Source organism: Massilia yuzhufengensis (genome assembly GCF_900112225.1).
GTDB lineage: Bacteria > Pseudomonadota > Gammaproteobacteria > Burkholderiales > Burkholderiaceae_D > Telluria > Telluria yuzhufengensis.
Genome location: NZ_FOLD01000045.1, coordinates 1 through 15,147 on the forward strand (window position 1 = coordinate 1; position 15,147 = coordinate 15,147).

The window sequence follows — 15,147 nt, forward strand, 5'->3', positions numbered from 1 at the left end:
ATGGTCATGCCAGGCGACAACGTGTCGATCACCGTCAAGCTGATCAACCCGATCGCGATGGAAGAAGGCCTGCGTTTCGCAATCCGCGAAGGCGGCCGTACCGTCGGCGCCGGCGTTGTGGCAAAAATCCTGGCCTAAGTTCGCTTAGCCGGATCGCCTGAGGGGCCCTGTCCCTCAGGCACCACAGATGGGGGCAGACTTTTTGGTCTGTCCCCATCTTTATGAGGGGGAACGATGCTATACTCCCGCCTCTTGAGCAGTGCCGTAGGACCTACCACACATTGCCGGCTACGTGCCGGAACGTTCTTTTAAAGGAAACAGCATGTCCGCTAACCAGAAAATCCGTATTCGCCTGAAAGCTTTCGACTACAAGCTGATCGACCAGTCCGCACTGGAAATCGTCGACACCGCCAAGCGCACCGGCGCAGTGGTCAAGGGCCCGGTCCCACTGCCGACCCGCATCCAGCGTTTCGACATCCTGCGTTCGCCGCACGTCAACAAGACCTCGCGCGACCAGTTCGAGATCCGTACCCACCAGCGCCTGATGGACATCGTTGATCCTACCGACAAGACCGTTGACGCACTGATGAAGCTGGACCTGCCAGCTGGCGTCGACGTCGAAATCAAGCTGCAGTAATCGTACCCATCCGCCGGCGGAGCAATCCGCTGCGGTAGCCAAGGGCCGGGAAGTTCGCGAGAACTCCCGGCCCTTGTCATTTCCGGGCTCAGTGCGTGAGGCGGTAGAGCACCGGCCCCAACAGGTTGCCGGCCACTAAGCCGCAGCCCAGCAGCAGCGCCAGCGCTACCCACCGGCCAAGCCAGCCGAGGATGGCCGGGTCGGCTAACACGCTCGTGTGCTGCGCGCGGGCCAGGGTGAAGGACGAGGCTTCGTCTGGTGGGATATCCATGTTCGGCATGGGGCCTCCTTGCAAAAGCCCATTGTCGAGCGCGTTTGCGCTCCCCACGTTGTTCTAGCGCATCACGCATGCGCCCGCCAGGGTGGTTTATCCCTCCCAAATTGTCCCTGGGCCCGTGCCGTGTTGTAATCAAAGCGATCACAACAGCGTACCGACTCCATGCACCTCGTCCCCAACATCGCCAGCGCCGCCGCAGAATTGCGCCGCACGTCGTGGCTACAGCTGGCGGGCTATGCCTGGATCGGCTTCTTCGTCGTGTTCCTGGTGAAGCTGGCGGCGCCGGCCGGGATGGGCCCGGCCCTGCGGGCATGTGGACTGGTCCTGCCGCTCTTGCTGCTGGCAGCCAAGGACCTGGCGCATGCGCCAGACGCACTGCGGCGCCTGCAGGGCGCGGACAACTGGCGCGGCCGTATCACCGCGCTGCTGCCGCCCGAGCTGCTCGGCATGCTACGGATCGAGCGCCTGATGTGGCGTGGGTTCCTCCGATGGCTGCGGCGCCGTCCGGCGGCCACCGCGCCGGAAGGGACTGCGCTGACCTACCTGCGGCGCGGCGCCTACGGCAGCGCCATCGGGGTGGTGATGGTGGCCCTGTTCCTCGAGCTGCCCATCAACATCCTGCTGGTCAACCTGATGATCGACGAGCCCACCGCGCGCCTGGCCATCCACGTCGCTTGCGGGGCCGGGGCGCTGTATAGCTTCGTATGGGTGCTGGCCGACCGCTGGCATGTCGGCGACGCCAGCCATGTCCTTGCAGGCGAGATGCTGCACCTGCGCGTAGGCGTGCGCAGCCAGGGCGCCGTTCCCCTTTCGGCCATCGAGCGCTGCGAGGCCGTGACGGAAGCCCCGGAACGCTGGAGCCGGCGCCACGGCATCCACCGCGCCGACACCCTGCTGGTCACCCCGTTCGACAAACCGAACTGCGTGCTGTTCCTCAAGCCCGACGCCACCGTCACGCTCCTGCACTGGCAGGTGCAACGCCAGGCACCGCGCTACCTGCTGCTCTACCTCGACCGCCCGGAACGATTAGCCAGCCACGTCAACTTCGGGGTCAGGTCTGACAATCAGACACAGCCTCGACCGTAAATGCAGGCCAAGGCAGAGCTCGTGTCCAAATGTCAGACCTGACCCCGAAGTTTATTTCGAGCCGGTTTTCCAGCGCATGCCGAAGCCGAAGTGGCGGTCCATCAGTTCGTGGGCGCTGGTGCTGCCCTGCTGCTGGAAGTATTCGGCCAGCTTGGTGACCTGCAGGCTGCCGCCCTTGTTTTCGATGAGGGCGATCGCGCACATGATCTGGTTGCCGCCGCCGTCCAGCCGGACTTCGATCGGGGCCTGGTCGGGGACGGCGATGGTGACCACGCCGTCGGTCGCCGACCAGTTGGGCACGCCTTCGTAGATGAAGGAGAAGATCAGGGCGCGGCGGATCTGGTCGAAGCGCTCGCCATTGATGTACAGGTTCTCGCCGCCGCTCGCCGCGCCGGTGCGGTCGTCGGCGTCGAGCTTGATGAAGGGCTCGCGATCGAGGTCGCCCCAGGAGTTGCCGAGCGCCTGTACCAGGCCGCGGCGGCCGTCGGCCAGCTCGTACATGCAGCCCAGGTCCAGGTCGATGCCGCCGCGTCCCTTGCGCGGGGAGGCGCCGGCGATCAGCTTGTCGAAGAAGCCGGTCTTGGCGGGAGGCGGCGGGGCGGCGGTGGCCGACTGGTTCCAGTTCAGGTTCACATGGATGCGGCCGAAGCCCTTGCCGGCGCGCTTGTCGAGCGAGACCTTGTCGCCGCGCTTGTCGAGTGTGACCTTCGACAGCGAGACCTTGGCCGCCGGCGGGGCGGCCGGAGTCGGTGTCGACGCAGGAGCAGCGGCAGGCGTGGCCTCGGCGCCGCCGAAATGCGCCAGCAGCGCCGACAGCCCGCCATTGAAGCCCTGTCCGACCGCGCCGAAGCGCCAGCTGCCATCGCGGCGGTACAGCTCGGCGACGATCACGGCCTTCTCATCGCCGAAGTCCGCGCCCGACCACGGGAAGCGCACCGCGCTGCCCAGGTTCAGGGCGCAGGCGCCGAGCGAGCGCATGGACTGGGAGCCGTCGATGGCGGCCACGAACACCAGTTTTGCTATCGATGCCGGCAACAGGTCGAGGTTGACGGCGAAACGTGCCGAGGAGCCGGCCATCTCGAGCCGCACCGCGCCTTCCGGGCTGGCCAGCTGGTTGTAGAACACCATGTAGCGGTCGTCCGACAGGCGGTCCGAGGCATCGAGCCCGAAGCAGGAGACGTCGACCGACAGGCCGGGCGCCTGGATGTCCACCTCCACCGGGAAAACGCTGCCGCAGCCGAGGTCCGCCAGCTTGCCTTTTTGTCCGCGCGAAAACATGATCATGTCGCTTCTCCTTCCATGGATGGGGTCCGTCCCGACGGGGTGCGCGCCGCCTCGTGCGCCTGGGCGCCGAAGCGGTGCGATTGCTCGACCAGGCGCTCGGCCCAGGCGCGGTGGGTGGCCACTTCGCACATCGCATCGTCCATGCGGAACACGGCCGGACTGGCTTCGTCGAGGATGGCGCGCGCCACCGCGAGGTCTTGCGGGCGCACCTTGTAGTGCTGTTCGATCGGATCGATCTGGGTCGGATGGATCGCGGTCTTCCCGACCATGCCATAGGCCAGATCTTCCAGTACCTCCTGGTCGAGCAATTCCGGCAGGTCGAGGTATTCGAACACCGGCGCGGTGAGCGCAAAGCCGTACGGACGGAAGGTGGTTACCAGGCGCGCGATGACGGGGCCGAGCGGGGTGCGGTAGATCGTCATGCCGCGCGGCCGGCGCAGGCCGAGCAGGGCGAGCAGGTCGTTGCCGCCGACGCGCAAGGCCAGGATGCGCTGGCGCACGCCCGGCGCGTCGAAGACGGCGCGCAGCTGCTGCATCTCGCTGTCGCAGAAGACGTCGGCCGTTTCCAGCGTCGGCATCAAGACGTGATCGGTATCGCGCACCAGGCGGAAGTAGGTCTCGAAGTTGTGGCGCGTGACCTTGGGCAGCACGAAGCCGGTGAGTTTTTCCACGCCCGGCATGGCCAGCACGCGTTCCATCACCTCCGGATTACGCACCCGGACGAAGCGCTCGGCCGCGATCTCGCCGCGCATATTGGCCAGCACCACCGACAGGTTGAACAGCGACCAGCTCAGTTCGCGGTCGGCGATGGCGTCTTCGAGGCAGAAGATGAGCGAGCGAGCATGCGGCAGCCGGTCGCCGTTCGCGATCGCGGCCAGGTTCTTGTGATTGGCAGGCACGTACAGCGACGCGCCCATCGACTTAGCCATCTGATGCACTCCTGATCAGGGATACTGCGTGATAAGGCAGGTCCGGGTCGATCTCGACCGGCACCTGTTTTTCTTCGGCCAGCACCTCCAGGTGCGCCACATCCGGCGCACCTGGCTGGCGCAGCACCAGCAGGCGCGGGACGCGGCGCAGCAGCACGCGGGTGGCTTCGCCGATGCCGGGCTTGATGAGGTTGACGTCGGCGACGCCGTAGCGCGCCATGGCGCCGGCCAGGTAGGCGCGCGAGCGCTGCGCCGCGCCCTTGGCGTCGAGCGGCGCAGCAAAGGCCGGCGCGGCCCTTATCGCCAGCTCCACCAGCGCGTCGGCGAAACGCTGCGACTGGTCGTGCGGCGCCAGTTCGGCGTAGTACACGCAGCCATGGAAGTCGTCCGGACCGATGCGCTCGTCCAGCACCGTGCGGCTGACCAGGCCCGACACCGTCGCATTCAGGATGCTCGACGGGATCAGGTAGTCTTCGCCGGAGGCGGCGCAGGCAGCCGCGCCGGCCAGGTCGGACAGCACGTGCAGGCCGTTGTCGATCGCGCATCCCTCGGTTGCATTGAAGGCCGACACCGACAGCGCCAGCTCGCGCGCGATCGCGCCCTTGCCGGTCCAGCCGTCGACGAAGACGATCGACTCGGCTGCGTGGCCCTGGGCCAGGATGTGCCGCAATGCGGCCCGGTCGATACCGCGGTCGCGCACGATCGACACCGAATAGTGCACGGCCTCGCGCCCGAAGCGTTCGCGCAGCAGGCGCGCCACCACCACGCCCACCGGCGTGCCGGCGCGCGCCAGCGACACCAGGGTGATGGCGCCGCTGCGGCGCGCGGCGATAAGCGCGGCCAGCTGCAGGCAGTCGGCGGCCATGCGCGCATTGTTGGCGCGGCAGGCTTCGTCGAACACGGCCATGTAGCGCGTCGACGGCGCCGATTCCGGCGACAGCATCTGGCTGTAGTGGCGCTGGCCCGACTGGATCAGCCGCTCCTTCTCCACGACGCTGGTGAATTCCCGCGCCTGCAGGGGCGTGAGCAGGAAGCGCACGTCCTCGCTGCGGTAGCTGCCCGAGAAGCTCACAGCGTCTCCACCGTGATGCGCGCCAGCTGCGTGGCGCGCGGGACGATGGCGTAGTCGCAGGCCGCCATGAAGCGCGCGTCCGAGCGGCTGTCGCCCATGCCGAAGCTGACGATGTCGCCATGCTCGGCGCGCAGCATGGCCGTCACGCAGGCCACCGCATTGGCCTTGTCGAGCGCCTTGGGCAGGATCGCCAGGTTGTTGCCGTTGCGGTGCACCGCGTAGTCCTGGTTGCGGGCCGCGATCCAGGGCAGCACCACCTCGGTTTCGACCGTGGCCAGGCGCGCGTGGACCTTGTCCGGGTCTTTCACCACCAGGAAGAAGGGCGTGGCGAAGTCTTCGATCATGCGTGCGCGCCCGCCATAGCCGGTACGGTTGCCGTAGTCATCGATGTGGCGCGCCAGCTCCTGCAGGCCGGGCAGGGCGCCATGCATCGCCGTGCGCATGCCATCGAGCCAGGGGCGGTCGGCGCTGCCGTCCGGATGCAGGACCACGCCGCCATAGTTGATGATGGCGTAGCTGGAAAACGGCAGGTGCACGCGGCGCAGTCCGTCGAGGTCGCGCGCGGTGGTCGGAATCACCGTCATCCCGTCCTGCACGAAGCTGAGGAATGCGCGCTGCGCCTGCGTCGTGTACGAGCAGATGCTGCCGTCCTTGTAATAGGCGGCCGGCTCGAGCGCATCGCTCCCGCGGCACTTCTCGAAAGTCTGGAACAGCGTGTCGTCCAGGTCAGCGAACAGGAACTTCTTCAACATGGTCATCCAGCAGGAAGTGGAACAGGCGCGCATCCAGCTGGCCGGCAAGTTCGCGCAGCGCAGGGTTCAGGGCGGTTTCGTGGCACACCAGCACGTGGTCATACTGGCCGGGGGCGACGTTGTAGATGAAATTGGCGACGCCTTCGCCGTAGTTGTCGGGGAAGCGCAGGGCGTAATCCACCGCGCCCCAGGTCAGGATCGGCGAGCGCGTGGTCGACTGCACCCGGACGTTCACGCCCTGGCGCTCGAGCGCCGCGCCGAGCAGCGTGGCGGCGTGCATGAATTCGCCGGTGCCGAGCACCAGCACCGAGGCGCCGGGGGCGAATTCGCCCGCCAGGCGCGCGGCCAGGCGCTCGGGCGCACGCAAGGCAGAGGACAAGCCGAGGCGGCCGAAACGGGTGCTGGCGCCGCGGTCCGCATTCGCATCGAAGCGCTGGGCAGGGGTAGCCGGGGCCACGTAGTCGCCCGGGGTGAAGCGGTATTCGCCGCCCACCAGTGCGCCCATCGTCACCGGCAGCCCGAAGCGCGCGGACAGGCCGTCGGTGGCGCTTTGCCCCATGAAATTGGTGATCGTCGCCAGGTGCACGCGTCGAATGCCGGGATTCAGGCGGCGGCAGGCCTGCGTCAAGTTCAGGAAGGTGTTGCCGGTGCTGGCCTCGTCGTCCACCAGCACCAGGGTGCCGGCGCCCAGCAGCAGTTCGCGCAGCGCGGGGTCGCTTGGCAGGTGGAGGAACTGGCGCGGCGCGTGGCTGTGCGCTTCCTCGAATTCGATCAGCTCCCCGCCGCCCACGCGGTAGCGGGTGGTGTGGATGAACAGCGCACTGTGGCCAGGGTGCGCGCGCAGCCAGGCTTCGAACACGCCCTGGCCAAGGCCGATGGCGGTTTCCGCCATGGCGATGAAGATCACCGGGCCGTCGACGTTTGGTACGGTGGCGGCCAGGCGCTCGTGGATGGCGATCATGTTCGATGGCGTCACCGGCCAGTGCTTGCCCAGCACCTTGCTCAGGAACAGGAAGCCGCGCTTGGCGTTGGCGCGGGCGGCAAAGCCGAGCAGGGCGTCCGCCTCATCGGCGCCGTGCGTGAGCGTCAGTTCGAGCGTCCCGGTGGGCAGGTCCACGCTGCGGCGCGACAGGGCGCCGGTGTCGGCCTTGGCGTTCATGGCAGCTCCACCGCTTCGGCCAGCTCGGCCACGCGCATGCCGTCGCGTACCGGCGCCACGTCGACCGTATCGAAGCCGTCGGCAAAGCCCTTCAGGGCGATCCACGGCAGGTTGGGGCCGGCGGCGCAAGCCATGCCGATTCCGCCCGACATGCGCGGGTTGATTTCCAGCAGGCGAAGGCGGCGCGCATCCTTCGGGCCGCTTTCGCGGAACTGCACGTTGAAGATGCCGTTCAGGCCGTAGTCGGCCGCCAGTGTGGCGGTGGCCTCGAGGATGTCGGCGCGGGCGTCGATCAGCTGGCCGCTGCCGGCCTGGGACAGCTTGCGGCGCGGTACCGCCGCCACCAGGCGGCCGCGATCTCCCACGCAGTCGACGCTGTATTCGGCGCCTTCCAGGAATTCCATCAGCAGCATGGTGCGGAACTCGCCCATCTCGGCCAGGCCGCGGCGCAGGTCCTGGTAGCCGATGTGGTACTCGGCGCCCGCAAGCAGCAGGGCCGCGCTGCTGCGCTCTTCGTCGATGACGGCAAAGCCGATCCCGTAGATGCCGCGCGAGGGCTTCAGGCACAGCCTGGCGTGGCGCGGCCGCAGTTCGGCCCAGGCGGCGTCGAACTGATCGAGGTTCTCGAAGCGGCGGAACTCGGCCACCGGCGCCTGCGGCAGCGCGGTCTCTGCGTAGAAGGCGGCCTTGTCGTGGATCAGGTGAAGCCGCGACGGCGTGGCCGCGCTCAGTACGCGCGTGCCGATCGCCTCGAAGCGGGCGTGGTGGGCCGCCAGCGTGGTCGCTTCGCGCCCCGGTACGAAGATGTCGATCCGCTGCTCCCGGCAGAAGTCCAGGCACCAGTCGACATAGGCGGCCGGTTCCAGCCCGGTCGGCTCGCTGTGGAACTCGTGCGCCAGGCGCGCTGCGGGCGTGTGGCGGTTGGCGTTGCTGTGGATGATGGTGAAGCGCTGGGCGGTATCCGCTGCGCGGATCAGCCGAAGGGCGGTGTAGACGGACGAAAACGTCCTGTTGAACCAGACACGCATGAAGTCTTCCAGGACAGGGTGGATACGCGCGCCCGCCGGGAAGCGGGCGCGCAAGCAGCAGGGGTCAGGCAGGGACGCTCAGACGTTGACGCCGAACGAACGCGCCAGCGGGCCCAGGCCGCCCTTGAAGCCCTGGCCGACGGCGCGGAACTTCCAGTCGCTGCCGTTGCGGTAGAGTTCGCCGAAGATCATCGCGGTCTCGGTCGAGCTGTCCTCGGACAGGTCGTAGCGCGCCAGTTCGGCCTCGCCGACGCCGTTCAGGCAGCGGATGTACGCCTTGGCGACCATGCCGAAGCTCTGGCGGCGCGCATCGGCGTCGTGGATGGTGACGCAGAACGAGATCTTGTCGACTTCGGCCGGCACGCGCGACAGGTCGATGGCGAGCTTCTCGTCGTCGCCTTCGCCCTGGCCGGTGGTATTGTCGCCCGCATGCACCACCGAACCGTCGGTGGACTTCAGGTTGTTATAGAAGATGAAGTCGGCGTCGCCGCGCACCTTGGCGTCGGCCTTGAGCATGAAGGCGCTGCCGTCGAGGTCGAATGCGGCGCCATCGGTCGAGCGCGGATCCCAGCCCAGGCCAATGATGACCTTGGTCAGGCCAGGCGCTTCCTTGCTCAGGTTGACGTTGCCGCCTTTCTGCAGACTGATTGCCATGCGAACTCCTTATAGGGTGTGAGTGATGTGCCGGGGCCAACTGGCCAGCGATAAATTCACCCGCCAATATAGCGGACATTGTCCGATTGTACACGGGCGCATTTCACGTTGTCTGCTATGAGGCTGTCCATACGCGGGGCAGGGGAAGGCCCTGATTTTCACATTTGCACAACACAGCTATTGCAAAACCTGAACGGTCGCCCTTATAATTCGGCTCCCCGGGCGGTTAGTTCAGTTGGTTAGAATACTTGGTCGACATCCAAGGGGTCGCAGGTTCGAATCCTGCACCGCCCACCAAAGTTTCCAGATCGCAGGCCCCGAGCCTGTAGAGAAAAGACGGTCTTCTCGTCTTTTCTGTGCTGACCAGCTAGGTCAGATTCCTCTCTTTCTCCACGCACGGCGAAAAACGCAACAGGGTCGACATACCCCCGATTCTCTTGTTGCGTCAAGCCTTTTTGCGCGCTATACTAGCCGGCTTCGGTACGGGTTTATCTTTTTTGCCCGCACCTTTTCCTGTAGTTAAATTAGCCCCGCCCAATCGTAGGTGGGAATGGAGAAAAAATGAGCCTGGGCCTTCTCGGTCGCAAGGTTGGCATGATGCGCATCTTCACGGATGACGGGGATTCGATCCCAGTTACCGTGCTCGACGTGTCGAACAACCGTGTTGCGCAAGTCAAAACTCCTGAAACTGACGGTTATACCGCTGTTCAGGTCGTATTCGGTCAACGTCGCGCTTCCCGCGTGAACAAGGCCGCTGCTGGTCACCTCGCCAAAGCTGGCGTGGAAGCTGGCACCATGCTGCGTGAATTCCGTATCGATTCCGCAAAAGCCGCTGAACTCAAAGCCGGCGACACCATCGATGCATCGATGTTCGAAGTGGGCCAGAAAATCGACGTGCAAGGCACCTCGATCGGTAAGGGCTACGCCGGTACCATCAAGCGTCACAACTTCGCCTCGGGTCGCGCTACCCACGGTAACTCGCGTTCGCACAACGTTCCTGGCTCCATCGGTATGGCGCAGGATCCGGGTCGCGTGTTCCCAGGCAAGCGCATGACCGGTCACATGGGCGACGTCACCGTCACCACCCAGAACCTGGAAGTCGCGCGTATCGACGCTGAACGTCAACTGCTGCTCGTGAAGGGTGCCGTTCCTGGCGCCAAAAACGGCCAGGTGATCGTCAAGCCCGCCGTTAAAGTCAAAGCCAAGAAAGGAGCTTAATTATGGAACTTCAGCTCCTGAATGAGCAAGGTCAAGCTGGCGCCGGCGTTGCCGCCGCCGATACCGTGTTCGGCCGCGAATACAACGAAGCCCTGATTCACCAGGTCGTGGTCGCCTACGCTGCAAACGCACGTAGCGGCAACCGCAAGCAGAAAGACCGTGAAGAAGTCAGCCACACCACCAAGAAGCCATGGCGCCAAAAAGGCACCGGCCGCGCTCGTGCTGGTATGTCGTCGTCGCCACTGTGGCGCGGCGGTGGTCGCATCTTCCCGAACTCGCCTGACGAGAACTTCACCCACAAAGTCAACAAGAAGATGTTCCGTGCAGGTATCTGCTCGATCTTCTCGCAGCTGGCTCGTGAAGGCCGCCTGGTCGTGATCGAAAACCTGTCGATCGATGCTCCAAAGACCAAGCTGCTGTCGCAAAAGCTGCAGGGCATGGGCCTGGAATCGGTCATGGTGATCACCGACACCATCGAAGAAAACCTGCTGCTGGCATCGCGCAACCTGCCGAACGTGCTCGTCGTCGAGCCGAAAGCAGCTGACCCGATGTCGCTGGTGTTCTACAAAAAAGTCCTGGTCACCAAAGCAGCACTGGCCAAGATCGAGGAGATGTACGCATGAGCGCCGCAATCAAATTCAGCGAAGAGCGCCTGATGAAGGTGCTGCTGGCTCCGGTCATTTCCGAAAAGGCGACCTTCGTCGCTGAAAAGAACGAACAGATCGTGTTCAAGGTTCTGCCGGACGCAACCAAGCCAGAAATCAAGGCTGCCGTCGAACTGCTGTTCAAGGTCGAAGTGGAATCGGTGCAAACCGCAAACCGCGAAGGCAAAGTCAAGCGTTCGGGCCGTTTCACCGGTCGCCGCAACCACACCAAGCGCGCTTTCGTGGCCCTGAAGCCGGGTCAGGAAATCAATTTTGTCGAGGAGGCTAAATAATGGCACTCGTTAAGATGAAGCCAACCTCCCCAGGCCGTCGCGGCATGGTGAAAGTTGTGACCGAAGGCCTGTACAAGGGCCGTCCGTTCGCAGCACTGGTTGAAAAGAAATCGAAAACTGCCGGCCGTAACAACAACGGCCACATCACCACCCGTCACATCGGTGGTGGTCACAAGCAACACTACCGTATGGTGGACTTCAAGCGCAACGACAAGGACGGCATCCCGGCCAAGGTCGAGCGTATTGAATACGATCCGAACCGTACCGCGCACATCGCTCTGCTGTGCTACGCGGATGGTCATCGTGCGTACATCATCGCGACCAAAGGCATGGCTGTCGGCGACAGCGTCATGAACGGCTCGGAAGCGCCGATCAAGTCGGGCAACTGCCTGCCAATCCGTAACATCCCGGTCGGTACCGTGATGCACTGCGTCGAAATGCTGCCAGGTAAGGGTGCCCAGATGGCCCGTACCGCCGGCGCCGCCGTTGTGCTGATGGCCCGCGAAGGCACCTACGCCCAGGTTCGCCTGCGTTCGGGTGAAGTGCGCCGCGTGCACATCGAGTGCCGCGCGACCGTTGGCGAAGTCGGCAATGCCGAACACAGCCTGCGCAAGATCGGTAAGGCTGGCGCGATGCGCTGGCGCGGTGTTCGTCCTACCGTTCGCGGTGTGGTCATGAACCCGGTCGATCACCCGCACGGTGGTGGTGAAGGTAAAACCGCAGCTGGTCGTCATCCAGTGTCGCCTTGGGGCCAACAGACGAAGGGTAAGAAGACGCGTTCGAACAAGCGTACTTCGTCGATGATCGTTTCGCGCCGCGGCAAGAAATAAGGGATAACACATGACTCGTTCATTGAAAAAAGGGCCGTTCGTTGACGCCCACCTGGTGAAAAAAGTCGAAGCCGCGCAAGCGAACAAAGACAAAAAGCCAGTCAAAACCTGGTCGCGCCGCTCGACGATCACTCCTGACTTCATCGGTCTGACGATCGCTGTCCACAACGGCAAGCTGCACGTGCCGGTGTACGTCTCGGAGAACATGGTCGGCCACAAGCTCGGCGAATTCGCGCTGACCCGTACGTTCAAGGGCCACGCCGCTGACAAGAAGGCGAAAAAATAATGGAAACTAAAGCAATCCTCAAAGGCGTGCGCCTGTCGGAACAAAAGGGTCGCCTCGTTGCTGACCTGATCCGCGGCAAGAAAGTTGATGCAGCACTCAACATTCTGCAGTTCAGCCCGAAGAAGGGCGCGACCATCATCAAGAAGGTTCTCGAGTCGGCTATCGCCAACGCGGAACACAACGATGGCGCCGACATCGACGAGCTCAAAGTCGTGCAGATCTATGTTGAAAAGGGCCCGATCCTGAAGCGCTTTACGGCTCGCGCCAAAGGCCGCGGTGATCGCATTTCGAAACAATCCTGTCACATTTACGTGACTGTCGGTAACTAAGGGGTCACAGAATGGGTCAGAAAATCCACCCAACCGGCTTCCGCCTGGCGGTCACCCGTAACTGGGCATCGCGCTGGTACGCTGGCAACGGCAACTTCGCCGACATGCTGCAGGAAGACCTGGCAGCACGCGCTTTCCTGAAAAAGAAGCTGAAGAACGCTTCGGTCGGCCGCATCGTCATCGAGCGTCCTGCCAAGAACGCGCGCTTCACCATCTACTCGTCGCGTCCAGGTGTCGTGATCGGTAAAAAAGGCGAAGACATCGAAGTGCTGAAGACTTCGCTGGCGAAGATCATGGGCGTGCCCGTGCACGTCAACATCGAAGAGATCCGCAAGCCAGAGATCGATTCGCAGCTGATCGCCGACTCGATCTCGCAACAGCTCGAAAAGCGCATCATGTTCCGTCGCGCAATGAAGCGCGCGATGCAAAATGCCATGCGCCTGGGCGCTGTCGGCATCAAGATCATGTCGTCGGGCCGCCTGAACGGCATCGAAATCGCACGTACCGAATGGTACCGCGAAGGCCGTGTGCCTCTGCACACCCTGCGCGCCGATATCGACTACGGCACCAGCGAAGCATCGACCACCTACGGCATCATCGGCGTCAAGGTCTGGGTCTACAAGGGCGACCGTTCGGTCACCGGCGAAGCCCCAGTCATCGACACCCCGCCGGACGAGAAGAAGCCACGCGGCCCACGTCGTGACGATGGCAAGCCATCGCGCGGCCCACGTCCAGCCGGCGGCGCCCGTCCAGCCACTGCAGCGCCAGTCGTGCGTGCTCGTCCAGCCGTCAAGCTGCCGACTCCAGCCGCCGCAGCGCCAGCTGAGAAAGCAGGAGAATAAGCATGCTGCAACCATCGCGCAGGAAGTATCGTAAAGAGCAGAAAGGCCGTAACACCGGCATTTCGCACACCCGCGGCACCGCGGTCTCGTTCGGTGAATTCGGTCTGAAGGCAGTTGCCCGCGGCCGTATCACGGCACGCCAGATCGAAGCGGCACGTCGTGCCATGACCCGTCACATCAAGCGTGGCGGTCGTATCTGGATCCGTATCTTCCCGGACAAGCCGATCTCGAACAAGCCGGCCGAAGTCCGTATGGGTAACGGTAAAGGTAACCCAGAGTACTACGTCGCTGAAATCCAGCCAGGCAAAGTCCTGTATGAGATGGACGGCGTTGCTGAAGAACTGGCACGCGAAGCGTTCCGCCTGGCCGCTGCCAAACTGCCACTGGCTACCACCTTCGTGGTGCGCCAGGTCGGCCAATAAAAGGAGTTGAATATGAAAGCATCGGAACTCCTCGGCAAGGACCAGGAAGCCCTGCAAAAGGAGCTGAATGAGCTGCTCAAGGCCCAGTTCGGCCTGCGCATGCAAATCGCTACCCAGCAGCTGGGTAACACTTCGCAGCTCAAGAAAGTACGTCGCGACATCGCACGTGTGAAGACCGTGATGAACCAGAAGGAAGCCAAATGAACGACACCACTAAAACGGCGCTGAAGCGTACGCTGGTCGGCAAAGTCGTGTCCGACAAAATGGACAAGACGGTGACCGTACTGATCGAACGTCACGTGAAGCACCCGCTGTACGGCAAGATCATCGTGCGCTCGAACAAGTACCATGCGCACGACGAGACCAACGAAGTCAAGGCCGGTGATACGGTCGAGATCACCGAAGGTCGCCCGATCTCGAAGACGAAAGCCTGGACCGTGACCCGTGTTGTGCAACAAGCACAGGTCATCTAAGCTTTAAAAATTTGTCTTGCGTGGCCCGCTGGTATCTGGGATACTAGCGGGCTTCGTTCATGTGTTGCCGCAGTTTGTCCCCCTCGTTAAAAGGCGGCCTGTGTAACGAAAGTTAATTGGAAAGTCCAATCACCCAAACGTATTGCTCCAGCAGGGGCGGTGCGGCGGGACCAAGACTGACCGCAGGCCTACGGTTCTCCGTGGGGTTTCTTCGGCTTAAGTTGGGAAAGAAAATACTATGATTCAAACCGAAAGCCGGCTCGAAGTAGCCGACAACACGGGTGCCAAGGAAGTTCTGTGCATCAAGGTGTTGGGCGGCTCGAAGCGCCGTTATGCGAGCATTGGCGACATCATCAAGGTCACCGTCAAGGTGGCAGCGCCACGTGGTCGCGTCAAGAAGGGCGAAATTTACAACGCCGTGGTTGTGCGTACCGCTAAAGGTGTGCGCCGCCAGGATGGTTCCCTGGTCAAGTTCGATGGCAATGCCGCCGTCCTGCTGAACGCCAAGCTGGAGCCAATCGGTACCCGTATCTTTGGACCGGTCACGCGCGAGCTGCGTACCGAGAAGTTCATGAAGATCGTGTCCCTGGCACCTGAAGTTCTGTAAGGAGTCGACATGGATAAGATTCGTAAAAACGACGAAGTCATCGTTCTGGCCGGGAAAGACAAGGGCAAGCGTGGTGTCGTTCAGAAGCGTGTAGACGCTGAACACGTCATCGTTGAAGGCGTCAACGTCGCTAAAAAAGCGACCAAGCCTAACCCGATGACCGGTGTTACTGGTGGTATCGTCGACAAGACTATGCCGATTCACGTGTCGAATGTCGCGCTGTTCAATGCAGCGACCGGCAAGGCAGATCGCGTTGGCTTCAAAGACCAGGACGGCAAAAAAGTCCGCGTCTTCAAGTCGAGCGGTGAAGTAGTGAAGGGGTAAG

At 63.4% G+C, this 15,147-nt stretch carries 23 protein-coding genes and 1 tRNA gene; 16 read left to right on the top strand and 8 right to left on the bottom strand.

Features of this window, described 5'->3' with window-relative positions; genetic code table 11:
• Both BM031_RS23525 and rpsJ read left to right on the top strand, forming a co-directional pair.
• The coding region (locus BM031_RS23525) for an EF-Tu C-terminal domain-related protein (RefSeq protein ID WP_502501408.1) at positions 1-138 on the top strand (138 nt) is incomplete at its 5' end.
• 184 nt (positions 139-322) lie between these two features.
• On the top strand, positions 323-637 hold the full coding sequence (gene rpsJ / locus BM031_RS23530; RefSeq protein ID WP_091877180.1) for a 30S ribosomal protein S10: 315 nt from the start codon (positions 323-325) through the stop codon (positions 635-637).
• Between the two features lie 88 nt (positions 638-725).
• On the opposite strand, the gene BM031_RS23535 is transcribed toward rpsJ, so the two are convergent.
• Positions 726-917 carry a hypothetical protein gene (locus tag BM031_RS23535; RefSeq protein WP_091877182.1) on the bottom strand — a complete coding sequence of 64 codons (192 nt, stop codon included), beginning with the start codon at positions 915-917 and terminating at the stop codon, positions 726-728.
• A gap of 159 nt (positions 918-1,076) precedes the next feature.
• Between BM031_RS23535 and BM031_RS23540 the strand changes: the two genes are divergently transcribed.
• Positions 1,077-2,000: a hypothetical protein gene (locus BM031_RS23540; protein WP_091877184.1), complete on the top strand. Its 924-nt coding sequence runs from the start codon at positions 1,077-1,079 to the stop codon at positions 1,998-2,000.
• 51 nt (positions 2,001-2,051) lie between these two features.
• On the opposite strand, the gene BM031_RS23545 is transcribed toward BM031_RS23540, so the two are convergent.
• From BM031_RS23545 to BM031_RS23575, 7 genes are all read right to left on the bottom strand, one after another.
• Positions 2,052-3,284 (bottom strand): TerD family protein, encoded by a 1,233-nt coding sequence (locus tag BM031_RS23545; protein ID WP_091877186.1) that lies wholly within the window; start codon positions 3,282-3,284, stop codon positions 2,052-2,054.
• On the bottom strand, positions 3,281-4,213 hold the full coding sequence (locus tag BM031_RS23550) for an HpcH/HpaI aldolase/citrate lyase family protein (protein WP_091877188.1): 933 nt from the start codon (positions 4,211-4,213) through the stop codon (positions 3,281-3,283). The genes BM031_RS23545 and BM031_RS23550 overlap by 4 nt, the downstream gene beginning before the upstream one ends.
• Positions 4,206-5,285 carry a cysteine protease StiP family protein gene (locus BM031_RS23555; protein WP_091877190.1) on the bottom strand — a complete coding sequence of 360 codons (1,080 nt, stop codon included), beginning with the start codon at positions 5,283-5,285 and terminating at the stop codon, positions 4,206-4,208. The genes BM031_RS23550 and BM031_RS23555 overlap by 8 nt, the downstream gene beginning before the upstream one ends.
• Positions 5,282-6,037 carry a hypothetical protein gene (locus BM031_RS23560; RefSeq protein WP_307187576.1) on the bottom strand — a complete coding sequence of 252 codons (756 nt, stop codon included), beginning with the start codon at positions 6,035-6,037 and terminating at the stop codon, positions 5,282-5,284. The genes BM031_RS23555 and BM031_RS23560 overlap by 4 nt, the downstream gene beginning before the upstream one ends.
• Positions 6,012-7,196, bottom strand: coding sequence for a phosphoribosyltransferase domain-containing protein (locus tag BM031_RS23565; RefSeq protein ID WP_091877191.1), 1,185 nt, complete (start codon positions 7,194-7,196; stop codon positions 6,012-6,014). The genes BM031_RS23560 and BM031_RS23565 overlap by 26 nt, the downstream gene beginning before the upstream one ends.
• Positions 7,193-8,224, bottom strand: a complete 1,032-nt coding sequence (locus tag BM031_RS23570; RefSeq protein WP_091877193.1) for an ATP-grasp domain-containing protein — start codon at positions 8,222-8,224, stop codon at positions 7,193-7,195. Before BM031_RS23570 ends, BM031_RS23565 begins: the two co-directional genes overlap by 4 nt.
• A gap of 78 nt (positions 8,225-8,302) precedes the next feature.
• Positions 8,303-8,878, bottom strand: a complete 576-nt coding sequence (locus tag BM031_RS23575) for a TerD family protein (RefSeq protein WP_091877195.1) — start codon at positions 8,876-8,878, stop codon at positions 8,303-8,305.
• A 220-nt stretch (positions 8,879-9,098) separates the two neighbouring features.
• On the opposite strand from BM031_RS23575, the gene BM031_RS23580 reads away from it, so the two are divergent.
• The 13 genes from BM031_RS23580 (at position 9,099) to rplX (ending at position 15,146) form a co-directional block, all read left to right on the top strand.
• Positions 9,099-9,175, top strand: a tRNA-Val gene (locus BM031_RS23580).
• Between the two features lie 264 nt (positions 9,176-9,439).
• Entirely contained in the window at positions 9,440-10,096 is a 657-nt protein-coding gene (gene rplC, locus BM031_RS23585) for a 50S ribosomal protein L3 (RefSeq protein WP_091877197.1), read from the top strand.
• 2 nt (positions 10,097-10,098) lie between these two features.
• The gene (gene rplD / locus BM031_RS23590) at positions 10,099-10,719 is read left to right on the top strand and encodes a 50S ribosomal protein L4 (RefSeq protein ID WP_091877199.1); all 621 of its coding nucleotides are present in this window, start codon (positions 10,099-10,101) and stop codon (positions 10,717-10,719) included.
• Positions 10,716-11,033 carry a 50S ribosomal protein L23 gene (gene rplW, locus BM031_RS23595; protein WP_091877201.1) on the top strand — a complete coding sequence of 106 codons (318 nt, stop codon included), beginning with the start codon at positions 10,716-10,718 and terminating at the stop codon, positions 11,031-11,033. The genes rplD and rplW overlap by 4 nt, the downstream gene beginning before the upstream one ends.
• On the top strand, positions 11,033-11,863 hold the full coding sequence (gene rplB, locus BM031_RS23600) for a 50S ribosomal protein L2 (RefSeq protein ID WP_091877203.1): 831 nt from the start codon (positions 11,033-11,035) through the stop codon (positions 11,861-11,863). The genes rplW and rplB overlap by 1 nt, the downstream gene beginning before the upstream one ends.
• Positions 11,864-11,873: 10 nt before the next feature.
• The gene (gene rpsS / locus BM031_RS23605) at positions 11,874-12,149 is read left to right on the top strand and encodes a 30S ribosomal protein S19 (RefSeq protein WP_056337578.1); all 276 of its coding nucleotides are present in this window, start codon (positions 11,874-11,876) and stop codon (positions 12,147-12,149) included.
• Positions 12,146-12,478 (top strand): 50S ribosomal protein L22, encoded by a 333-nt coding sequence (gene rplV / locus BM031_RS23610; RefSeq protein WP_171085678.1) that lies wholly within the window; start codon positions 12,146-12,148, stop codon positions 12,476-12,478. Before rpsS ends, rplV begins: the two co-directional genes overlap by 4 nt.
• A gap of 11 nt (positions 12,479-12,489) precedes the next feature.
• Positions 12,490-13,320, top strand: a complete 831-nt coding sequence (rpsC, locus tag BM031_RS23615) for a 30S ribosomal protein S3 (RefSeq protein WP_091877205.1) — start codon at positions 12,490-12,492, stop codon at positions 13,318-13,320.
• Between the two features lie 2 nt (positions 13,321-13,322).
• Positions 13,323-13,742 (top strand): 50S ribosomal protein L16, encoded by a 420-nt coding sequence (gene rplP, locus BM031_RS23620; protein ID WP_005663456.1) that lies wholly within the window; start codon positions 13,323-13,325, stop codon positions 13,740-13,742.
• Between the two features lie 12 nt (positions 13,743-13,754).
• Entirely contained in the window at positions 13,755-13,946 is a 192-nt protein-coding gene (gene rpmC, locus BM031_RS23625) for a 50S ribosomal protein L29 (RefSeq protein WP_091877207.1), read from the top strand.
• The gene (rpsQ, locus tag BM031_RS23630; protein WP_091877209.1) at positions 13,943-14,215 is read left to right on the top strand and encodes a 30S ribosomal protein S17; all 273 of its coding nucleotides are present in this window, start codon (positions 13,943-13,945) and stop codon (positions 14,213-14,215) included. The genes rpmC and rpsQ overlap by 4 nt, the downstream gene beginning before the upstream one ends.
• 238 nt (positions 14,216-14,453) lie before the next feature.
• Positions 14,454-14,822, top strand: coding sequence for a 50S ribosomal protein L14 (gene rplN / locus BM031_RS23635; protein ID WP_005663451.1), 369 nt, complete (start codon positions 14,454-14,456; stop codon positions 14,820-14,822).
• Between the two features lie 9 nt (positions 14,823-14,831).
• Positions 14,832-15,146: a 50S ribosomal protein L24 gene (gene rplX / locus BM031_RS23640; protein WP_091877211.1), complete on the top strand. Its 315-nt coding sequence runs from the start codon at positions 14,832-14,834 to the stop codon at positions 15,144-15,146.
• The last annotated feature ends 1 nt before the right edge of the window (position 15,147 follow it).

Bases quoted from the DNA above. Each gene is read 5' to 3' on its own strand.
- BM031_RS23560 (WP_307187576.1), bottom strand. From the start codon at position 6,037: ATGTTGAAGAAGTTCCTGTTCGCTGACCTGGACGACACGCTGTTCCAG.
- BM031_RS23550 (WP_091877188.1), bottom strand. From the start codon at position 4,213: ATGGCTAAGTCGATGGGCGCGTCGCTGTACGTGCCTGCCAATCACAAG.
- BM031_RS23545 (WP_091877186.1), bottom strand. From the start codon at position 3,284: ATGATCATGTTTTCGCGCGGACAAAAAGGCAAGCTGGCGGACCTCGGC.
- BM031_RS23535 (WP_091877182.1), bottom strand. From the start codon at position 917: ATGCCGAACATGGATATCCCACCAGACGAAGCCTCGTCCTTCACCCTG.
- BM031_RS23540 (WP_091877184.1), top strand. From the start codon at position 1,077: ATGCACCTCGTCCCCAACATCGCCAGCGCCGCCGCAGAATTGCGCCGC.
- rplW (WP_091877201.1), top strand. From the start codon at position 10,716: ATGAGCGCCGCAATCAAATTCAGCGAAGAGCGCCTGATGAAGGTGCTG.
- rplX (WP_091877211.1), top strand. From the start codon at position 14,832: ATGGATAAGATTCGTAAAAACGACGAAGTCATCGTTCTGGCCGGGAAA.
- rpsQ (WP_091877209.1), top strand. From the start codon at position 13,943: ATGAACGACACCACTAAAACGGCGCTGAAGCGTACGCTGGTCGGCAAA.
- rpsS (WP_056337578.1), top strand. From the start codon at position 11,874: ATGACTCGTTCATTGAAAAAAGGGCCGTTCGTTGACGCCCACCTGGTG.
- rplC (WP_091877197.1), top strand. From the start codon at position 9,440: ATGAGCCTGGGCCTTCTCGGTCGCAAGGTTGGCATGATGCGCATCTTC.
- rpsC (WP_091877205.1), top strand. From the start codon at position 12,490: ATGGGTCAGAAAATCCACCCAACCGGCTTCCGCCTGGCGGTCACCCGT.
- rplP (WP_005663456.1), top strand. From the start codon at position 13,323: ATGCTGCAACCATCGCGCAGGAAGTATCGTAAAGAGCAGAAAGGCCGT.
- rplD (WP_091877199.1), top strand. From the start codon at position 10,099: ATGGAACTTCAGCTCCTGAATGAGCAAGGTCAAGCTGGCGCCGGCGTT.
- rpmC (WP_091877207.1), top strand. From the start codon at position 13,755: ATGAAAGCATCGGAACTCCTCGGCAAGGACCAGGAAGCCCTGCAAAAG.
- rpsJ (WP_091877180.1), top strand. From the start codon at position 323: ATGTCCGCTAACCAGAAAATCCGTATTCGCCTGAAAGCTTTCGACTAC.
- rplB (WP_091877203.1), top strand. From the start codon at position 11,033: ATGGCACTCGTTAAGATGAAGCCAACCTCCCCAGGCCGTCGCGGCATG.
- BM031_RS23565 (WP_091877191.1), bottom strand. From the start codon at position 7,196: ATGAACGCCAAGGCCGACACCGGCGCCCTGTCGCGCCGCAGCGTGGAC.
- BM031_RS23570 (WP_091877193.1), bottom strand. From the start codon at position 8,224: ATGCGTGTCTGGTTCAACAGGACGTTTTCGTCCGTCTACACCGCCCTT.
- rplN (WP_005663451.1), top strand. From the start codon at position 14,454: ATGATTCAAACCGAAAGCCGGCTCGAAGTAGCCGACAACACGGGTGCC.
- BM031_RS23575 (WP_091877195.1), bottom strand. From the start codon at position 8,878: ATGGCAATCAGTCTGCAGAAAGGCGGCAACGTCAACCTGAGCAAGGAA.